Source organism: Paenibacillus pabuli NBRC 13638 (genome assembly GCF_001514495.1).
Taxonomy (GTDB): Bacteria; Bacillota; Bacilli; order Paenibacillales; family Paenibacillaceae; genus Paenibacillus; species Paenibacillus pabuli.
The window spans coordinates 22,953-42,743 of the sequence record NZ_BCNM01000003.1 but is presented as its reverse complement, the minus strand read 5'-3'; the positions used below and the strand labels follow the sequence as shown (position 1 = coordinate 42,743).

At 49.2% G+C, this 19,791-nt stretch carries 18 protein-coding genes; 14 read left to right on the top strand and 4 right to left on the bottom strand.

Annotation, left to right across the window (positions count from 1 at the left end):
- Positions 1–232 precede the first annotated feature (232 nt).
- The 7 genes from PPA03S_RS05705 to PPA03S_RS05675 all read left to right on the top strand — a co-directional run bounded on the left by PPA03S_RS05705 (position 233) and on the right by PPA03S_RS05675 (position 7,394).
- Complete coding sequence (locus PPA03S_RS05705; protein WP_062320760.1) at positions 233–1,255, top strand: hypothetical protein; 1,023 nt, start codon at positions 233–235, stop codon at positions 1,253–1,255.
- 108 nt (positions 1,256–1,363) lie between these two features.
- The gene (gene nikR, locus PPA03S_RS05700) at positions 1,364–1,870 is read left to right on the top strand and encodes a nickel-responsive transcriptional regulator NikR (RefSeq protein ID WP_062320758.1); all 507 of its coding nucleotides are present in this window, start codon (positions 1,364–1,366) and stop codon (positions 1,868–1,870) included.
- A gap of 313 nt (positions 1,871–2,183) precedes the next feature.
- Positions 2,184–3,827 carry an ABC transporter substrate-binding protein gene (locus PPA03S_RS05695; RefSeq protein WP_062320756.1) on the top strand — a complete coding sequence of 548 codons (1,644 nt, stop codon included), beginning with the start codon at positions 2,184–2,186 and terminating at the stop codon, positions 3,825–3,827.
- A 41-nt stretch (positions 3,828–3,868) separates the two neighbouring features.
- Positions 3,869–4,864 (top strand): ABC transporter permease, encoded by a 996-nt coding sequence (locus tag PPA03S_RS05690; protein ID WP_062320754.1) that lies wholly within the window; start codon positions 3,869–3,871, stop codon positions 4,862–4,864.
- A complete protein-coding gene (locus PPA03S_RS05685) occupies positions 4,861–5,844 on the top strand; it encodes an ABC transporter permease (protein ID WP_062320752.1) in 984 nt (327 codons plus the stop codon). Before PPA03S_RS05690 ends, PPA03S_RS05685 begins: the two co-directional genes overlap by 4 nt.
- 1 nt (position 5,845) lies before the next feature.
- Positions 5,846–6,802 carry an oligopeptide/dipeptide ABC transporter ATP-binding protein gene (locus tag PPA03S_RS05680; protein ID WP_062320749.1) on the top strand — a complete coding sequence of 319 codons (957 nt, stop codon included), beginning with the start codon at positions 5,846–5,848 and terminating at the stop codon, positions 6,800–6,802.
- Positions 6,792–7,394 (top strand): ABC transporter ATP-binding protein, encoded by a 603-nt coding sequence (locus PPA03S_RS05675; protein WP_062320747.1) that lies wholly within the window; start codon positions 6,792–6,794, stop codon positions 7,392–7,394. The genes PPA03S_RS05680 and PPA03S_RS05675 overlap by 11 nt, the downstream gene beginning before the upstream one ends.
- A 117-nt stretch (positions 7,395–7,511) precedes the next feature.
- On the opposite strand, the gene PPA03S_RS05670 is transcribed toward PPA03S_RS05675, so the two are convergent.
- On the bottom strand, positions 7,512–8,702 hold the full coding sequence (locus tag PPA03S_RS05670; protein ID WP_062321247.1) for a MalY/PatB family protein: 1,191 nt from the start codon (positions 8,700–8,702) through the stop codon (positions 7,512–7,514).
- 354 nt (positions 8,703–9,056) lie between these two features.
- On the bottom strand, positions 9,057–11,057 hold the full coding sequence (locus tag PPA03S_RS05665; RefSeq protein WP_062320745.1) for a S9 family peptidase: 2,001 nt from the start codon (positions 11,055–11,057) through the stop codon (positions 9,057–9,059).
- Between the two features lie 343 nt (positions 11,058–11,400).
- Between PPA03S_RS05665 and PPA03S_RS05660 the strand changes: the two genes are divergently transcribed.
- The 6 genes from PPA03S_RS05660 (at position 11,401) to PPA03S_RS05635 (ending at position 15,540) form a co-directional block, all read left to right on the top strand.
- Positions 11,401–11,970, top strand: a complete 570-nt coding sequence (locus PPA03S_RS05660) for an STM3941 family protein (protein WP_062320743.1) — start codon at positions 11,401–11,403, stop codon at positions 11,968–11,970.
- A 40-nt stretch (positions 11,971–12,010) separates the two neighbouring features.
- On the top strand, positions 12,011–12,877 hold the full coding sequence (locus PPA03S_RS05655; protein ID WP_082704013.1) for an aldo/keto reductase: 867 nt from the start codon (positions 12,011–12,013) through the stop codon (positions 12,875–12,877).
- A gap of 184 nt (positions 12,878–13,061) precedes the next feature.
- A complete protein-coding gene (locus tag PPA03S_RS05650) occupies positions 13,062–13,472 on the top strand; it encodes a GntR family transcriptional regulator (protein ID WP_062320741.1) in 411 nt (136 codons plus the stop codon).
- Entirely contained in the window at positions 13,465–14,163 is a 699-nt protein-coding gene (locus PPA03S_RS05645) for an ABC transporter ATP-binding protein (protein ID WP_062320739.1), read from the top strand. The genes PPA03S_RS05650 and PPA03S_RS05645 overlap by 8 nt, the downstream gene beginning before the upstream one ends.
- Entirely contained in the window at positions 14,160–14,900 is a 741-nt protein-coding gene (locus PPA03S_RS05640) for a hypothetical protein (protein WP_062320737.1), read from the top strand. The genes PPA03S_RS05645 and PPA03S_RS05640 overlap by 4 nt, the downstream gene beginning before the upstream one ends.
- Positions 14,901–15,039: 139 nt before the next feature.
- Positions 15,040–15,540, top strand: coding sequence for an LURP-one-related/scramblase family protein (locus PPA03S_RS05635; protein ID WP_062320735.1), 501 nt, complete (start codon positions 15,040–15,042; stop codon positions 15,538–15,540).
- A 112-nt stretch (positions 15,541–15,652) separates the two neighbouring features.
- Here the strand turns inward: PPA03S_RS05635 and PPA03S_RS05630 are convergent, their stop codons facing one another.
- Entirely contained in the window at positions 15,653–16,546 is an 894-nt protein-coding gene (locus PPA03S_RS05630) for a WYL domain-containing protein (protein ID WP_082704012.1), read from the bottom strand.
- Positions 16,494–17,849, bottom strand: coding sequence for a helix-turn-helix transcriptional regulator (locus tag PPA03S_RS05625; RefSeq protein ID WP_062320734.1), 1,356 nt, complete (start codon positions 17,847–17,849; stop codon positions 16,494–16,496). The genes PPA03S_RS05630 and PPA03S_RS05625 overlap by 53 nt, the downstream gene beginning before the upstream one ends.
- A 387-nt stretch (positions 17,850–18,236) precedes the next feature.
- Here PPA03S_RS05625 and PPA03S_RS05620 point away from each other — a divergent pair, with 387 nt between their 5' ends.
- Positions 18,237–19,733, top strand: coding sequence for a TROVE domain-containing protein (locus PPA03S_RS05620; protein WP_062320732.1), 1,497 nt, complete (start codon positions 18,237–18,239; stop codon positions 19,731–19,733).
- Positions 19,734–19,791: the final 58 nt, after the last annotated feature.

The following is a 19,791-nucleotide window of genomic DNA, read 5'->3' as shown; positions in this document are numbered from 1 at the left end:
GGTAATGATTCGATTCGAAATGATGACCATTTTGGCGAATCCCATATGGAACGGCTTATGAGGGAAGCACCCGTAAGAGCAGGCAATACGCCTGACTTGCGGGTGCTTTTTTTGTTTTGCCATTTTGTATATCAGGGATCGTTTCCGGATCAAATCGAATTGAATCGAATCGCTACACAGACACATCTAGCAGATTCTAACGATCAATTCACATGGAAAGGAGCAGAAGAGAATGCAAACTGGAATTTTGGAGGACAAGGAAAATCATCAGGCGGGTCTTTGTTCGTGTGCAACACAAATCAGGGAGCACGGCATAAATGAGGGAAATGATGACAAGCAAAAAATGATGAACCAATCCCGTATGAGGAGCATGAGAGATTATAGTTTCATGAGCGACCGATACGGGGCACGCCCTAACCTTCGAGCTAATGTATGGACCCGTATGAGCCTGGGACTCATCATCATGTTCAGTATGAGTGTGATTTATTATTCCTCTACTGTTAATGCAGCAGGCCCTGAGCTTGGCGTAACAGCCCAGAAGGCATGGGAAACCGTGCTGAGCAAGGCTGATTCACAGACAAAGTTGTCCCTGCAACGGGCGTACGAGAACGTTGGAAACTGGACGACGCAGGAACAAGCTTGGGAACAAAAAATAAAGACACTTCATACTGCCAATACCAAGGATCTGGAACAATTGCGTATGGAAATAAGACAAACCGATGATGCCAAGATCGCTGGCCTAATTGAAAAGGTAAAGCAAACCCAAACCCGCTATGAGCCTTTGTTTGCCTTATACAGTTCAGTGAATAAGCAGCTTGACGCTGCCAAAGCGATCAAAAACAAGGAATGGAGCGCGGCCATTCGCACCCAGGCGGATACGTTGAAACCCGTTGTTCAGCTTGCACGGGAAGATCTTCGTCTCAAGAAGAAAGAGCTTGCCGAAGCCCGCAAACGGAAAAGTACAGAAGTGAAACGATTACGTACTATACTTGCTGGTGCCGATCAGGTGAAGAAGCAGATTCAAACGGGCAAAAAACAGGCAAGCCTGTCGAAAGAGCGATATTCCAATGCGTTGCAGCAGTTCAAACAGAATACGAAGCAAGGTCAGTCATCACGCATATTAAGTTCGTTGAACTCCTTAGCCGCAGCAGCAGAGAAATGGGCAGGCTCCAAACAACATATCTATACACTGGAACAGAAGGTAAGTGCAACTTATGCCAAAGTCAGGCAGGAACTGACCAAGAGAGCGAAATAAAAGCGAGCTGCATTATCCTTTCTACCACTGCCGAGAAACAACAGTATAGTCGATGAGAGGACAGGACTGTGGTACACTCGAAGCAAACGAGGCGGCAGGAGGATATGAATGGCAGACAAAGAAGATTTGACCCGGTTCGGCGTGGCATTTCCCACACCTCTGATTGAGCAGTTTGACCAGTATATTGAAGAGCAGGGGTACAAAAACCGTTCAGAAGCTTTCCGTGATTTGGTCCGTAAAACATTGCTGGAGCCTTCAGCATTGCATGCCGAGCAGGATGTGGCCGGAACCATTGTGATGGTGTATGACCACCATATCAGTGATCTCCCTATTCGGTTGATGGAGCTGCAGCATGCAGCACATCATGACATCATTTCCAATATGCATGTACATCTGAACCATGATCAGTGTCTGGAGGTGATTGCGGTGCGGGGTAACTTAGGGCGATTGCGTCTTCTGCATCAGCAGATCCAGGTTCAAAAAGGAGTATTGTATGCAGAACTGTCCGTAACGTATGTAGATGAGCTGAACAAAATGGCAAGCCAACATCATCACAATCATGATCACAGTCAAAATCAGCAACAAGAACAATATCCTGATTCTTCAAGGGATTAATTTGAAAATTTCTTTAACCGATCCATTGGCTTTAGATGACTTTGCCCCATAGCCCAGCCCGTATGTAAAAACAACAGATGATCGGTCCATGCCGTTTATCTGTTGTTTTTTTTATTTGTTATAATACCTCACTTCAAATAGGGTGATGTCTACTGATTTCCTTGAGGTTTTCATTTGAACTTCTCGAAAATGAAAATAAATGGATTTTGAAGTCAAGTTTATTGACACGATAAATCTTTTTTGTGCTACAATTTTCAAAAAAAGTAACACGGAAATGAATGAGGCAGCAGAATTTAGAGGGGGAACAGTGAAGATGGGCAGATTTCCATGGAGAAGGCGATCGGTTAGAGCGGGATTAGGCATTTTGCTTATATGTACAGTTGGGCTTTCGGGATGTACGCAGGGGACATCCTCAACCCTAGAAAGTGTTGAGTCGGCGGCTTCTCATCCCACAGACGAACTGGTGCTTGCTGTGGGCACGGAACCGGAAGGTGGATTTGATCCAACTACGGGTTGGGGGCAGTACGGTTCGCCACTCTTTCAGAGTACCTTGCTGAGAAGGGATGCCAAGCTTCAACTGGTCAATGACCTGGCGACAGAGCACTCCGTCAGTAAAGATGGGCTGACTTGGACCGTCAAACTCCGGGATGATGTCAAGTTCTCTGATGGCAAGCCACTGACGGCCGAAGATGTCAGGTTTACGTTTGAGACGGCTTCGAAGAGCGGATCGGTTATCGATTTGACCAATATGGCGGATGTGGAAGCCCCGGATGCGACAACGGTCGTCTTTACATTAAAGTCGCCGCAGTCCACGTTTATCAGTCTTCTTACGACACTCGGTATTGTACCTGAGCATGCCTATGGTTCCGATTATGCGGAGCATCCGGTCGGGTCCGGTCCATACAAGCTGGTGCAGTGGGATAAGGGGCAGCAGGCGATTGTCGAGGCTAACGAGCACTATTACGGGAAAACGTCCGCATTCCGCAAATTGACGTTCCTCTACCTGGATGAGGATGCGGCCTTTGCAGCGGCGCAAGCCGGATCAGTCGATATCGCAGCTATCCCGGCGGCATTCAGCAAGCAGCAGGTAAGCGGCATGAAGCTGGAATCGGTAAAAACAGTTGATAACCGGGGCATCATGTTCCCGATGGAACCCGCAGGCGCTAAGTCTGGTGATGGCCTGCCCGCAGGCAATGATGTTACATCCGACATCTCCATTCGTAAAGCGGTAAATGTGGCGATTGATCGTACTGCTTTGGTGGAAGGTGTGCTGGAGGGGCATGGGCGTCCGGCCTACTCGGTCAGTGATGATTTGCCTTGGGGTAATCCGGATTCTGTATTTGCCGATGCGAACCCGGATGAAGCGAAGCAGATCCTGGCAGATGCCGGCTGGGTGGATACAGATGGTGACGGAACTGTCGAGAAGAACGGCTTAAAGGCCGAGTTCAACCTGCTTTATTTTGCAGGAGATTTAACTAGACAGTCATTGGCACTGGCTGCTGCAGATATGGCAGCCCAAGCGGGGATCAAGATCAATGTAGAGGGAAAGAGCCGCGAAGAGACGAAAAAGTTGGCCTATACCAATGCCGTATTATTTGGCTGGGGAAGTCATGATCCGCTTGAGACCTACAATCTCTACAGCAGTATCCACAAAGGGGAAGGTTATTACAACACAGGATTGTACAGCAACCGAACCGTAGACCATTGGATGCAGCAGGCCCTCCAAGCCACAACGGAAGAAGAGGCATTGCCTTTCTGGCAGAAAGCAGAGTGGGATGGATCAACAGGATTCAGTTATCAGGGTGATGCGCCATGGGCATGGCTGGTGAACATTGATCACCTGTATCTGGTGAAGAAGGGACTGAATATCGGTGAGCAGCAGATCCATCCACATGGTCACGGCTGGCCAGTAACATCCAATCTGGAGGAATGGTCCTGGAATGACGATGTGAAATAGAAACGCTGCGGTAGATTTAGCCTGAATTGGGGAGAGATTGGATGTCAGACGGAGTGAAATGGGCCAGATTTGTCGGTTTTAAAATGCTGCGGCTCGTATCTTTACTGGTGGGAGTTAGCGTGGTGTCTTTTATATTGATGCAATTCTCGCCTGTGGACCCGGTGGAAGCCTACATTGGTGGAGACATGATCAGGGTGAGCGCAGAGCAGCGCAGTCTTATTGAAGAACGATGGGGGCTCAATAATTCACCGATAGAACGGCTGTTAACGTGGGGGCAGGCACTGGTTCAGGGTGATCTGGGAACATCGATGATCTATAGGCAGCCGGTTGCAGACATCATCGAGGAACGATTCATGAATTCTATTGCTCTTATGGCAGTGGCATGGATATTATCCAGTCTGATCGGATTCGGTCTGGGTGTCGTTGCTGCTATGAGACGGGATTCGTGGCTGGATCGTCTGATCTGTTGGTATTGTTACACACTGGCTTCCACACCGGTATTTTGGATTGCCCTGTTACTGCTCATGGTATTTGGAGTTTGGCTTGGGTGGCTCCCGGTTGGACTTGGTGTACCTGCGGGTATGACGGCAGATCAAGTGACTTGGTGGGATCGGGCGATGCACATGATTCTGCCTGCATTGACGTTGAGTCTGACGGGAGTGGCTGCAATCGCTCTGCATACCCGGCAGAAGCTGGTGGATGTGCTGGACTCGGACTATATTCTTTTTGCAAGGGCACGAGGTGAACGAGGTTTTCAATTGTTTCGTCGCCATGGGTTCAGGCATGTTGTCCTGCCAGCATTGACGCTGCAATTTGCCTCATTTAGTGAATTGTTCGGTGGGGCTGTGCTGGCGGAGCAAGTGTTTTCCTATCCCGGATTGGGCCAGGCGACGGTCCAGGCTGGATTGCGCGGTGATGTACCGCTGCTGCTGGGACTTGTGCTGTGCAGTGCGATATTTGTGTTTACAGGCAATATGATTGCCGACATTCTTTATCGTATTATTGATCCGCGCATGAAGGAGGAGACTATAGGATGAAACAGACTTTGGAACGTCCCTCCCGGCCTACGGCTCAGACTGCACAGCATTCGAAAGTTAACGCTGCCAAAAGTGAGGCGGGGAACAAGAGAAATTGGAGGTTAGTACATCCACGTACCCATGGTGGGAAAGGTTATTTAGGTGGCAGTAATCCTCGTTTCCGTCATCCTCGCAAATGGGCGATGATCTGGGGTGGCCTGGGCGTGATCTGGATTGCCACCGTGTGGCTGACAGGCAGACTGCTTCCCGCTGAATCGACGCTGACCTCATTGATGAATCGAAATCTGGCCCCAACCTGGGCACATCCTTTCGGTACGGATTGGCTGGGGAGAGATATGTTCATGCGCACATGGAAAGGGTTGGCAACCAGCATTCAGGTAGGTTTGCTTGCCGCTTGCGGCGGAGGTTTGGTTGCGCTGGTGCTGGGTCTGGCTGCTGCTTCAGGAAAAGCTGCGGATCGGGTGATCTCATGGATTATTGACCTCTTCCTGAGCGTTCCTCACCTGGTATCGCTGGTCATGCTCGCCTTTGTATTCGGTGGAGGTTTGCCTGGGGTGGCGTTAGCGATTGCCCTGACCCATTGGCCGAATCTGGCCCGGATTGTACGGGCAGAGATGATTCAGCTGAAATCAGCGGAGTATATTCACATCTCACGCAGGTTGGGTCAATCCCGCTTACGTATTGCGGTTCAGCACATGCTGCCCCATCTGGTCCCACAGCTGTTTGTTGGTGTGCTGCTGATCTTCCCCCATGCCATTCTGCATGAGGCAGCGATTACGTTCCTCGGGCTGGGGTTGTCGCCGCAGCAGCCAGCGATCGGGATTATTTTGTCAGAGTCGATGAGATATTTATCCGCAGGCATGTGGTGGCTGGCCTTTTTCCCAGGACTCGCATTGTTGTTGGTCGTTCGCGCGTTCGATGTACTGGGTAGCAGTCTGAAGACATTAACGGATACCGGCAGTTCAAGGGAGGTGGGGTAACATGGCACTTCTGAAAGTGGAGGGAGTATCCGTTTCATTCCGGCGTGCACGGGGATGGTTTGGGCATGAGGAGAACGTTGTTATTCAGGATCTGGATCTGTCTGTGAATGCAGGTGAGATTGTAGCTGTTGTAGGGGCGAGCGGATCTGGCAAAAGTGTATTGGCGCAGGCGATCATGGGCATTCTCCCTGCCAATGCCAAGCTGAAAGGGCAGATTAACTACGCGGGTCAGCCCTTGACCATGGAGCGGCAGCTTCATCTGCGTGGAGATGAACTGGTGTACATTCCACAATCGGTCAGTTACCTGGACCCGTTGCTGAGAGTAGGCTGGCAGGTTCAACCCGTAAGCCAAAAGACAGGGCGTAAGCACGGATCGGAACACCGGTCCATGATGCAAAAGGCAGAACAGGAACTGACGGGCTATGGATTGCCTCCAGGCACGTCGCGCAAATTTCCGTTTGAGCTGTCAGGTGGCATGGCTCGGCGGGTGTTGATGGCAACAGCCACCTCCGGTGCACCGAAACTCATTATCGCAGATGAGCCAACACCTGGCATCCATCCTGAAGTGCTGGCTGAAACAATGAAGCAATTTCGTCAACTGGCCAATGAAGGCGTCGGCATCCTTTGGATTACTCATGATATTACAACTGCCTTGACGGCAGCGGATCGCATATCCGTATTTTACGCAGGATCCAATGTAGAGACGGCACAGGCATGTGATTTTACAGGAAAGGGCGAACGTTTGCGGCACCCATACACGAAGGCGCTCTGGAACGCGCTGCCACAGAACGAATTCGAACCTTTATCGGGTACCCAGCCTGTATCAAGTCAGCGGTTGCTTTCCGAAGGCTGCACATTTGCACCACGATGCATTGGAGCGACCACGGCATGTACAGGTGCACGTCCTGAACTGCGCAAGGTTCGCGAAGGAGAAGTGAGGTGCATTCATGCCACTTGAGGCTAGAAAGACAGGTTATCGTTATGGTAAAGACGCTTGGGTATTTCAGGATATAAGTATGGAAATACAACAGGGGGAAGTCGTTGGCTTGTGGGGTCCCAGCGGTTGTGGCAAAACAAGTCTTGGACGTATCCTTGCAGGGTATGTGGAGCCGATGACAGGTCAAGTGTTACTGGATGGGAAGCCGTTTCCCAATGCCGGAGCCTGTCCGGTTCAGCTTGTATTCCAACATCCGGAGAAAGCAGTGAATCCACGCTGGCGGATGCGCCGTGTGCTGAAGGAAGCGGCAATCGAGGATCAGGAGCTGCTTGATGCCTTGGGCATTCATGAGAATTGGCTGGATCGCAGGCCAGGTGAATTGTCGGGCGGTGAGCTGCAGCGCTTCTGTGTAGCACGCGCGTTAGGCACAGTAACTCGTTACCTGATCGCCGATGAGATGACTACTATGCTGGATGCCATTACTCAGGCACAGATCTGGCATACCGTAATGAACATCGCCCGTCAGCGTAACCTGGGGCTGCTGGTCATCAGTCATGATGGGAATTTGCTGGAAAGGTTATGCGACCGTATTGTACAGATGCCAACCTCATAGCTTACGGGGAAAACTATTTTTTTAAAAAAGGGTGTCCGGGTAGTTAATTATGAACATTGGTCATGAATATGACTACCCGGACACCCTTTAATTTGATTTACTTTAATCTAATTCCACTTACTTGTCGGACAACCGGCTCAGCAGCAGAGACAATCTGTGCATGGCTTCTTCAACCGTTGAACGTGGACAGGCCACATTGATGCGCATGAATCCTGTACCTTCCGCTCCGAAATTGCTTCCATCATTGAAGGCAAGTCCCGCTTCCTTGAGCAGCATACTGCACAGTTCCGATTGCGGGATATTCAGCTTTCGGAAATCCATCCATAGCAGGTAAGTCGCTTCTGGAAGGTGGATTCCGATTTGAGGCATATGTTCCGTAACGTATTGCTGCACATATTCCATATTTCCGCGGATATAGGCAAGACAATCATCCAGCCATTGCTCAGCACCGTTGTAGGCAGCTTCAGCAGCGACAGCACCAAGCGTACTGATACTGGCAAGACCCATCGTCTTTACGCCCTGCATGAACGACTCGCGCAGCTTGGCATTCGGAATGATAATATTGGAGGTACATAGGCCTGGAATGTTGAACGTTTTGCTTGGTGCTGTGCAGATGATGCTCAGATCAGCGGCAGCTTCTGAAATAAGGGCCAGCGGCGTATGAGTGCCGCGACGATGAACCAGATCGGCATGAATCTCATCGGAGACCATAATGACGTTATACTGCACACACAGAGTGGCAAGGCTTTCTAGCTCCTCACGAGTCCATACACGCCCGACCGGATTGTGGGGGCTGCACAGAATCAGCATTTTGACCCGGCCTGTCTTCAAGCAGGTTTCCAAATGTTCCAGATCCATGGAGTAATGTCCGTCGTTCTCTATCAATGGATTGGTCATCAGTTCTCTGCCTTGACCACGTACGACATCGTAGAAGGGCGCATATACCGGGCTCTGGATCACTACGGCATCCCCCGGTTCAGTGAAACGTTGTACAGCAATGCTGAGTGCGGGCACAATACCTGGAGTGAATACGATCCATTCATCATGGATATTCCAGTTGTGACGACGCTCCATCCATCCCGACAGCGCAGCATGATACGCATCTGTTCGCACCGTATAACCAAAAATCCCATGTTCCATTCGAGTCTTCAGCGCCTGAATGACGGATGGCGGAGCGGCGAAGTCCATATCGGCAACCCACATGGGCAGTGCATCCGCGACGCCAAAGATTTCTTCAATCGCATCCCATTTCTCTGATCCGGTCGTAAGCCGGTTAATCGGCTCGTCAAATGTACAATAATTGTTCATTGCATAATCCCCCTTGATATCCGTTCCTTCGACTACAATCGACAGATTATTATCTAATAAATCCGGTAATTTCGCAACTTGCAAATCATGTGGATGAACTCCATGATGTATGGCCCGAAATCCATAACTTTATTCATGTAAGAACAGCGTTCTGAGCAGCCGTACAGATCGTAACGCAGTAATTATTCCATATCTGGACGTTCAAAAGTAAAAACCACCAGAGAAGGTCAGGAGTATGACCGCTTCCACTGGTGGTTTTTGTTGATCATAGATGCTTCTCGCCCAGGCATACATAAGGAGCAGGGAGAAGTGCATTTATCTATTATTTCATAATCATTTGATTTTATGATGGCACTACAGGTGCTCGTTAAACCATCCGGCAATATGCTCCAGACGACGTACCCTTAAGTACGGATGACCTCCGCGGGATAACTCATGATTGGCTCCCGGGAAACGAACGAACCGAGTGGTTTGTCTGCGTCGCTTCAAGGCAACATACAGTTGTTCAGCCTGTTCAATCGGACAACGCAGATCCTGCTCACCATGCAAAATCAGGAGCGGCGTGCTGACGTTACCGACATAAGCGAGTGGAGAGTGTTTCCACAACTTCTCGGTGTCATCCCATGCATTACCGCCAATCTGGTCTTCCGTGAAAAAGAATCCAATATCACTGACCCCGTAGAACGAGAGCCAGTTGGAGATGGAGCGCTGAGTGACGGCTGCCTTGAAACGGTCGGTATGTCCAACGATCCAGTTGGTCATAAAGCCACCATAGCTGCCGCCAGTGACGCCCAGACGGGACTCGTCGATAAACGGATATCGGGACAACGTGTAATCCACCGCTTCCATCAGATCACGGTAATCACCCCCGCCATAATCACCTCGGCAGGCATTGACGAATTGCTGCCCGTATCCGAGTCCACCTCGCGGGTTGATATATACAACAGCGTATCCCTGTGCTGCGAGGATCTGGAACTCATGCATAAACGTAAACCCATACATCATATGTGGACCGCCATGAATCTCAAGGATGGTGGGGACCTTGACTCCTTCTACCATGCCAGCCGGTTTCAGCATCCAGCCTTGCAGTCGCAGACCATCAGAGGAATCGAACCAGAAGGTCTCGGGTGTGCTAAGCTGAATCTCTTCAACCAGTTGAGGATTGCTATGGGTCAGTTGTATAGGCTTAGTCCCGACCTCATCAGGTTGAGTATATAGAAAGAGATCACCAGGACTGAGTACGTCAGCTGCGGCTGCTACGATCTGACCATTTTCCAGCTCAGCAAACTGATAGAACTCTTTTTCGGCTTCTAAGATATACTCGGCTTGACTGCCGTCCCGTGCAAATCGGGCAATTCGGACACTGCCTTCAATAGTAGCAAGACAGAGAATGGATGAACCATCACGACTGAATACCGGCCCCGTATTGGTTAAGTGTGAGCGCATATCACCCACGAGGCTGTGATTCATCTGTACATCCCATTCCTTGCTCAAGCATGTGGGTTTGCCACCCGAGATCGGCAGGGTGTAGAGCTTGACCAATGTAGCATTTCCATAGGAGCGATCGCTGGCAAGCAGCGCCAGGGATTGTCCATCAGGTGCGTACGTCAGTCGGCCAAAAGAATATCCTTCCGGCGTCAACTGCTGCACGTCAGATCCATCTGCCTTCGCACGGTACACATGATTCGTCAGGGTGTAATCGTTATGTTCCTCGCCCTCTTCCGGCAATTGAGCGATCCAGACAATGGACTCTCCATCCGGCGACCACGCATAGTCCCCAACGTCATAATGGCCTGTCGTTACAGGGATTGCCTCTCCACCTTTGGTTGGAACACGAAAAAGATGGGTTCGTCTACCGTTCCACAGCCCACCGCTGTCAGACTTCATTCGGATTCGATCCACGACCATTTCTTGCAGCGGTTTTTTATCCGTATCTTCAGTTTCTTCTTCGTCATTCTTGCTCATATCCACAGATGATTTAACAAGTAAAGTAAGCCCATCCGGTGACCAGAGGAGGGAACTGACTCCATATTTCAGGTGACTGATTTGCTGCGCTTCGCCGCCATCTGCGGCAATCAGCCACACTTGTGTTTTGCCTTCATGCTCCCTTAAGAAAGCAAGCTGTGTTCCATCCGGTGACCAGGCAGGAGCGTGATCCTTATCTCCAGATGTGAATGGCCTGTCCTTCTGGTTCTCCAGGTCGAGGAGTCTCAGGTGAGAAGAATAACCGTCTCGTGCTTCATTTGTTTTTCGGCTTACATATATTACTTGTCCGCCCTCAGGAGACGGAGTCGGATCATTGACCCATGTAATCTGATATAGATCTTCCGATGTTATGCCGCGCAGACTGTTCATTATTTGTCCTCCCACCACGATTCAGAATGTTTTAATTTCCTAACCTTTCCATTTATATTAACGGAAAGCATGAGGCAGGACAATACGATTCGGAACGAACGTATTCCTATTTCTTAACAATATCACTGTGCGGAAAAGGGATTATGGAAAGCATGACGAATCCTAATGTTGAATAGTCATGAAATGGACGAAATGCGGACTGAAAATGACGTTTAATGTTGATTGAATCTGTTTAATGAACAATGCTATTGAAGTATATTTGGCCATCCAGCTCATTGAATGAGCTGTACCCTGTTTATATAGATCATTCTTGTCTCAGTCACCATGAAGGAGGAGCATCACTTTGTCCACATCCTATGATCAACAGCACGTGGAATACCCGAGCCGGAAACGTATGGCATGGCTTACAGTGGGGGCGGCAATTTTTGTAGCAGCCGGGTTTTTTTTGATGTTTGATGATGCTTCAGCCAAGGGATCTGCCATTTCTTCCGTTATAGGCTTATTCTCCATTTTGTTTTTTGGGCTTTGTCTCTGTTACAGCCTGGTGAAGATGATGAAGAAGGAACCTTCCTTTGTTGTGGATGAGCATGGTTTTATGGATTCATCTTCGTATGCATCGGGAGGGTTAATTGCCTGGCGAGATGTTGAGAATATGTTTATGTATGAATTCATGGGACAGAAGATGATTGGGGTTAAATTGTGGGACGAGAAAGCTTTCCTGGACCGTCAGAACGGCATGAAACGCAAGTTAATGGCAGTGAACAGCAACATCGTGGATGCTACCGTAAGCATTGCCCAGAGTAGCATCACGCTACCACTGGATCAATTGTATGTCATGATGGTAGAGCGTTGGAAGCGTTCGAATAAAAGGGCGAATGAAGGCAGTAACTACGATCGGTTTCATAATGAATAGATCGGGATGGAGAGTCTTCTCAGATTGGAGGAAGCTATAGATGATGATAGGAAAAGGGGCTCGTACGATTCAGCTGCATGATGGGACAACATTGCCAGCAATCGGACAGGGAACATGGTACATGGGGGAGAAGCAATCCAGTCGGAGAGAAGAAGTTCAGGCACTGCGTTACGGTATTGAACGTGGAATGACGGTAATTGACACCGCTGAGATGTATGCAGAAGGCGGGGCAGAAGAGGTCACAGGTGAGGCGATAGCAGACTGTAGGGATGACGTATTTTTGGTATCCAAAGTGTATCCTCATCATGCCGATCGGAAGCGGATGATTGCGGCTTGCGAGCGCAGCCTTTCGCGTCTGGGAACAGATCGCCTGGACCTGTATTTGCTGCACTGGCGTGGAGGTATACCGTTGGAAGAGACCGTTAAGGCGATGGAACAATTGAAACAATCCGGTAAAATATTGCGTTGGGGTGTCTCGAATCTGGACACAGAGGACATGCAGGAACTATGGAACATTCCGGGTGGTCAGCAATGTGCCGTGAATCAGGTGCTGTATCATGCGGCTTCTCGCGGTATTGAATATGAACTGCTTCCCTGGCTAAGGGAACGCCATGTTCCTGTAATGGCGTATTGTCCGCTGGCGCAGGGCGGCAGGCTTCGCCAGGACTTGCTGGAGCATCCAGTCATCCGTGAGATTGCGAGAGATCGAGGGGTCAGTCCCTCGCAGATTGCGTTATCATGGGTTATCAGGGACGGAGACGTAATGGCCATCCCCAAGGCTGTGCAGCTGGACCATGTTGCCGAAAATGCTGCAGCGATGGACGTTGTTTTGAGCCAAGATGAAGTGGTTCGGTTGAATGAGGCATTCCCTGCACCTAAGGGCAAAGTGCCATTGGATATCGTGTAGATGCCTTCTTGTTAACAACCAATTATATCACACAGTGAATTTTTCATGAGTAGCATCAGGAGCAGATCTGGGGATCTGCTCTTTTTTTTATATGGAAGTCAATCTAAACAAATGGGCTTTACAACAACGAAGCACTAGTGTACTATGTAACTAACACACAGATACAGAGAGGAGCGAGAACATTGTGAGCATCGAATTTGATAACAACTTGCCAATCTATCTGCAGATCATGCAGTACATCAAAAGACAGATTGTGACCGGGACGCTTAAGGCAGGCGATAAAATTCCTTCGGTTCGTGAGCTCGCGGCCGAATTACAGATCAATCCCAATACAGTACAGCGAACATTTCAGGAGTTGGAGCGGGAAGAAGTAGTTGAAACCAAGCGAGGTCTGGGCCGATACGTGACAAGTGAGGAGTCGAAAATTATGACGATCAAAAAAGAGATGGCTGGTGAATTGCTGGAGCGATTTCTGACAGGAATGCAGGAACTGGGCATCAAAGAACACGATATCGTAAATATCGTGGCGGATGCCGTTGCAGAAGGAAAGCAATCATCGCATCGCGATGGAAGAGGAGGAACAGTGAATGAGTAATATTCTTGAGCTGAACCATGTAAGCAAAACATATGGAGGCAAAAAAGCCCTTCATGACATCACGCTTGATATCGCACCAGGCCGAATTGTAGGTTTGCTGGGCAGTAACGGCAGCGGCAAAAGTACACTAATGAAGCTGGTTGCAGGGCTGCTGCACCCCAGCAGTGGAGATGTTCGTGTCACGGGAAAAGCGGTTGGTTTGGAAACGAAGTCGCTGGTATCCTTTATGCCGGACCGCCCGTTGACCGAGAACTGGATGAAGGTACGGGACGCGATCGCGTATTATCGCGATTTTTACGCTGACTTTGATGAAGCCAAAGCCAGGGAGATGCTTGATTTCATGAAGCTTGGAGAGGGAGAACGGGTGCGGCACTTGTCCAAGGGCATGAATGAACGTCTGCAACTCACACTGGCTCTTTCCCGTAAGGCTCGTCTTTATCTGCTGGATGAACCGATCGGCGGGGTGGACCCGGTTGCCCGGGGCAAAATTCTGGATGCGATTGTGAAGTTCTATGACGAAGACAGCAGTCTGATCATCTCTACACACCTTGTAAATGATATCGAACGGATTTTTGATGAAGTCATCTTCATTCGTGAAGGCGAACTGGTAATGCGGGAAGAAGTGGAGACACTTCGTCTCAAGTACGGTAAAAGTGTGGATGAGATGTTCAAGGAGGTCTATGCGGAATGATGACATTGCTGAAGTATGACTTTAGAAGGAATTGGAATACGCTGTTGGCTGGGCTTGCCGTGTTGATTATCGTTCAGTTGGGTCTGGCATTGTTCGTGTCTGAGGTCACAGGAAGTATTATAGGTATTATTGCATATGTAGGAGCAGGCGTGGCTATTTATGTGAAAATGATCAAGACATACAGGTCCAATATCCGTTCGTATAATCGCCGTCTTGTACCTGTAAACGGACTGTCTCACGTCTTGTCTCCGATCATATTCGGAACAATCTGTTGGCTGGGCTTAATGATTGTGGCCGCCATTCACTACTTTATTTATAGTGGAACTCACACAGGTATAAACTTTGCCAGCTTTATGAACGATTCGGGTATTCATGTCTCGGAGATTATTAATTTGCTGCTGTTTCTCTGGTGGGTGGCTTTGTTCGGTATCATAATTATCTTTCTCTCTATCTCCATTGGAGGCAGCTTTCGCTTTAAAACAGGACCATGGATTAGTATCGTCGCATTTTTTGTACTGATTAATCTCATTAGCTGGCTGGAGAATGTCATCTTCTCGGGACGCTTTAACCCGAATGAATTATTCCAGTTCACTGAAGAAAGCACAGGGCTCTCCATGACATCCAATCGAATCATATGGTCAGATGGAACATGGGCAAATATCATCTTTGAAATCATCGTGGCTGTGATTTTGGTTGGCATTGCCGTATACCTGAATAACAAGAAAGTAGAAGTCTAAGCTAAGGTTCTGTCAGCTGCAGTTGAGCTGGCAGACTTTTTTATTTGAAGCAATTCCCAGTTCTTATGCGTAAATAGGGGTATATGTCGTTCGTTTGGCAATAAGGGAGAAGGTTTATTTCTTGTATGGGAGGGATTTCATGGAACTCTATTTCAGAGATAATTTCTTTAATGCGGGGTACACCGAGATTATGAATCATGAACAGGAACAGGCAGGTCATCTCGATTTGAAAAGTGCCTTTGGTTCTTCGCTTGATGTATTCGACAACTCGGGGCTGATCTGCAGCGGTAAATTTCGCATGTTGAGTAACCGTTGGGAGGTGACTTCAGCCGATGGAAGGGAATGGGGTATTTTACGGGCGAGGATGAGCTTTTTCAGTAAAAAGTATGAGTACGATGCAGGACCGCGTGGTGTGTATGATATCACTGCTCCGGCGTTTTCGCTGGAATATGATATTACCGGGAATGGCGGTAAAATCGTGGCCAGCTTCAGGCGTACCAGTGGCTTGTTCAGTTCAGGGGCATTTGTACTGGACAATCAATCGGAACAACTGGACACGTATGAATTGATTGCGGTTGTGATGGGCGTGCATGCGATTAATAAAAGAAGGAATTCGGCTTCCAGCAACAGCAGTTCGTAGGCAGAATATAACAAAGAGGCTGTCCCATAGGTCGTAAGTGATGGGGACAGCCTGTTGACGTTAATCTGTTCTAATGAAACGCCACTCGCCACCCGCTCTCATTTGCATTTTACTAGGCAGAATCACTGCCGTCCGCATTGGCGAAAGGCTTCTCAATGGAGTGGCTGCGTGCTCCTCCATATGTCTGTTCATGCTGTGTTTCAGGCTCCGTTTCAGCATAGCGTGCCAATACTTTGGTTGCTGTCTCAGACATTCGTTCTCGAAGCGCTGCATGGTCTGCAATCCGTACCCGTTTGCCCAGAAAACGCATTTTGGACAGAACGTAATCCATCTCATTTCGCGGGATGGTTAATTCAATGCGGTACGTCTGTTGTGCTTCCACAAATTCGACCTGTTTCTCGAAGCAGGAGAAGGCATACAGAATTCGCGATAATTCCTGATTGTACTCCGGCAGCACTTCGATCTTTACGGTCGTCTTCCGATTCTCCGTTAAAATAGCAATTTGGGCGGTGTAATGAGAAGCAGTTTCAGGTTGGGTCGGCTGGGCTTCCACAGCAAGGATGCTGTGCAGCTTGGTTGACATGAGTCTGTTGTAGAGTGGAGCATACCAGAGTACGTACCATTCTTTTTTGACCATGGAATATTCTAGCTTGTAGGGGAATCCCAACTGATCCTGGCTGGTTCGTCCATGACGGACACGCCCTGTCAAACGAAACCCCTGCTGGTGAAGAATGATCTGCCGTAACGGTTTGAGCAGCGGGTGAAAGACGCTGTTTTCTTGACTTTTGGCCTTTTCGGTGAGGTAATCCTGAAGATTCAGATCCTGCTCTGAATCCAGCATGTTGTGCATTTTCTCCAACGTATCAGGGTCTAGTGCTTCCGGTGCGGCAGGGTGATTCAGCATCATGCGCAGCCAGGCCCGTTCCTGTGCAGTCCAGGTGAACAGCCCGGTTTCATTCAATCTCGTCATCATCTGGTAGTTGAACATCTTCTCGAACAGATTCATAATATTGCGCAATCTCCTTCCATTCCTTAATCATCTCCTGACGCAGCCTTTGTGGTGCGATCACCTCACAGCTTGAACCAAAACTCCGAAGCCACGGCTTAATCTCGGTCGTGCCGTTGACCTGAATTTCATACAGAAAGGTATGATCCGTTTCGGGCGTAATGGTTCCCCATTGGCCTTGCAGACGTACCCGATCCAGAATGAAGTTGCGCTGACCATTCTGAGGATGGAAAAAGCGCGCTTGAACCGTCACCGTGTTCCCCGTATCCACCAGCCAGCTGTTGCGGCTAATCTCGGCCCACTGCTGCTTCAGTTCCAGCATATATTCTTCTTCAATCGAATCCTGTTCCTCCAGCTGCGTAATGCCTTCCATCCGGAATTTCACAAAGCCGCGCCGTCCCTGATATCCGATGACATACCACCGGCCATACTGATGGTCATAGACAACTTCAAGCGGCACAATCCGGTTGGATCGTCCGCCTGCTTCCCGTTCAAAGCGTGGATTCGTATTCTGTGAGCTGTAGCTGGATGGTCTTTTGGGTGAATAATACAGGAACTGCACATGCTTCCGCTGGCGAATCGCACTAAGCAGGGTGTACAGATGTGCTTCGTCCAGAATGCGTGAGTAATAGTGGTACTTATATATAAATGGTTCGGTAGCTTCTTCCTGCGGATAGCTTGCGGCAATGGCCTTTTTGAGACTGTCCCGCAAAATATATCCCTGTACAGACGGAACCTGGGTGTTTGCCATGATATCCACAAAATCATACAGCTCCAGCTGTTCTTCCACGGTTAGCCCGGTAAGTATGTCCTGCTGTAAAAGGTAACGATAAGGCCTGCCGCCGGGTTCCTTGCGGATCACCCCGACTTCTTCCAGATACTTCAGATCGGAGCGAATCGTCTTTTCGTCAGGCAGCGCCAGATCTTCTGGCAGATCCGCGCAGCAGGCATCCAGCAGCTCCATGGCAGTTAGGGCTTTATCCTGTAAGGTATGCAAAAGGACGGAAAGTCGCTGTACCTCAGTCTCTTTCATCGACTTGGCGCGAAAGAGGAAGAGCAGCATGGGCTCAGCGGATTCGCCATACTGGAAACGTACAAGATCCGCCATTTCATTACTCTGTTCGGAGCTTGAGCGTTGATTAGCGACGGTCTGCATGATTTCTTTTAATCGGCGTTGGGTCTTATCAAAGGTATGTACGGATATGCCAAGTCGTTCGGCATACTGTTTACGGTTATATGCTCCGCTTGTCAGAGACAACATGCGCAGAAATTGAATTTCTTTGTCAAAGCTCTCTTTAGCCATGAACATTCACTCCTTGTTATCTCTTCATTGTATCAGGATGGGTGGCTGGTTTCATTTCGAACTTATGGAGGTTGAATAAAAACGATATTTTCATGAGTTATGAAATGGGTACGTCGCCATACTTTCGCCATGTTCGGGTGCAGATGTGTGAGGCATAATAAGGTTGTGAAGCGGGGCAGCAACAAGCTCTGCGGATCAAGGTTCCGAGGCGCCAGGGAGGGTTACTTCGACTGTTAATCGACCAGGTCGTTGGTTCGAATCCAATCGCCGCCGTTCATGGCGGTGTAGCTCAGCGGTAGAGCGGGTATTATACCTTCCCACCTTTTTCCTCGGAACATTTTATGTTGGAACATGAATGAACAGACTCACACCGGGAGGTCATGTGTGATGAGCAGAGCGAAACAATTATTCAATTCACCTCAGCCAACGACACGCAATTATGATGGTTATGGAGCCTATGAGCGATTGGTGGAGGAACAATATATACAGATATTGATGACCAATACATTGAACAATACATTTTATGCAGATACACAGCAACTGATGGACGATGCGATGGTCAGTCATCAGGAGATGGCTGAGATCGACGTGGGGTATATGGCACGGGCACTGGTTTATGCTCGTAATGAAGGTATGATGCGCTTACAACCCCTATTCGGGCTGGCAGTGTTGTCCAAGGCAGACCCGGAGCAATTTGCAAAGGTGTTCTCCCAAGTGGTACAGACTCCGGCTGACTTGGCCGATTTTCTGACCATTCTACGAGGAACGGGTCGAGGGCAGGGCGGTCGAGCGGTGAAGCGCCAGGTGAGTCAATTTTTGAACGGTGTCAGCGAGTACTGGGCAATTAAATATAATGGCCGCGGACGAGGATACAATCTGGGCGATATGATCGCTACAGCACATCCCAAGCCGAAGGATCTAAAGCAACAGGCCTTGTTCCGTTATTTGCGCGGACATGAGGTGGATCTTGAGGGCTTGCCGCAGCTGCAGGCGCTGGAGAAGCTGAAAGCTACCCCAAACCCGGCAAGTCGGATGCACCTGATCGAGAAAGGCAAATTGCCGTATTCGGTCGTTACATCGATCATGCAGCCGACACGAACGGTATGGGAGGCGTTGATGTCCCAGATGCCGACCTTTGCATTGCTGCGTCATCTGAATGCGATGGATCGGGCGGGTGTTTTTGAAAAATCGAAAAATATCGATTACGTAACAGGCCGTCTAACGGATGCGGAAGCCCTGCGCAAGTCGCGCATTCTACCTTTCCGATTCGCCAGTGCGTATGAGATGATTGCGAGAGAAGAGCTGCGATACGCTTTGCAGGAAGCGGTGGAGCTATCGATTGGCAATCTGCCGGCGCTGCCGGGAAGAACGGCTATTTTCCTGGATCGCTCGGGATCCATGCAAGGGGATTATTTGCGAATTGGTTCGGTGCTGGCACTGGCCCTATATAAACAAACACGAGGCAACTCGCTGTTCTGGTTATTCGACCATATGGTTGAAGATGCTCGTCCCAAGATGGATGAAAGCATCCTCTCCCAAGCTCACCGGATTCGCGCACAGGGTGGAACCGACACGGGACGACCTGTACGAGAGCTTCGGGATATCGGAGAAAAAGTAGATCAGATCATTATGATCACCGATGAACAGCAGAATGAAGGAAGTCCGTTATATGCCGAGCTTGAACGTTATCGCCGGATGATGAACCCGGACCTGAAGGCATTTATCGTGGATATTGCACCTTATCAGCAGGCGATGGTACCACCGCGGGATGGCAAAACCTTTTATATCTATGGATGGAGTGAAACGGTGCTGACGTATATTGCCGAGACGGTGGCAGGATACGATACACTCGCGAATCGGGTGCGGGAGATGGACGTTGAATAGAACCGAAGAACAATGCACCGAGGAAATGAAGATCTACCAGGAGAGATGTGATCGGATA